Here is a 452-nt window from a genome sequence, read left to right on the forward strand (position 1 = left end):
GCTCCACCTTGGTCACGCCGAAGCTGGAGCCGGCGCGGGACGGCTTGACGAACAGCGGATACTGCAAGCCGGCTTCGCTAACCTGCGCCATGATCGCATCGGCGTCGGTCTTGAATTCGGAAGCCTTGTCGAAGGAACGCGCGTCGAGCGTGATGCCAGGCGCGACGGGAATGCCGGCGGCCGCAAGCAGCACCTTCGTGTAATGCTTGTCCATGCAGGCCGCGGAGGCGAGCAGGTCGGCGGTGGGTCCGGATTCGACGATGCGGCCGGCGTCCAGCACGTAGCAGCGGGTGGTGGCACGCGCGAGTACGGAGAAATCGTGGGTGATGAACAGCATGGAGGCACCGGCGTCGTCCACCAGCGAGGTCAGCAGGTCCACGATCTGGCGTTGCGTGATGGAGTCGAGTGCGGTGGTGGGTTCGTCCGCGATGATGAATCGCGGTGAGGTGATC

Annotated in this window: 1 pseudogene; it reads right to left on the reverse strand. The window is 65.0% G+C overall.

The features are described 5' to 3' along the window. A pseudogene (locus V5298_RS20875) lies at positions 1–452 on the reverse strand (hypothetical protein); the annotation flags it as partial.

The organism is Alteromonas sp. 14N.309.X.WAT.G.H12, from assembly GCF_036697315.1.
Taxonomy (GTDB): Bacteria; Pseudomonadota; Gammaproteobacteria; order Enterobacterales; family Alteromonadaceae; genus Alteromonas.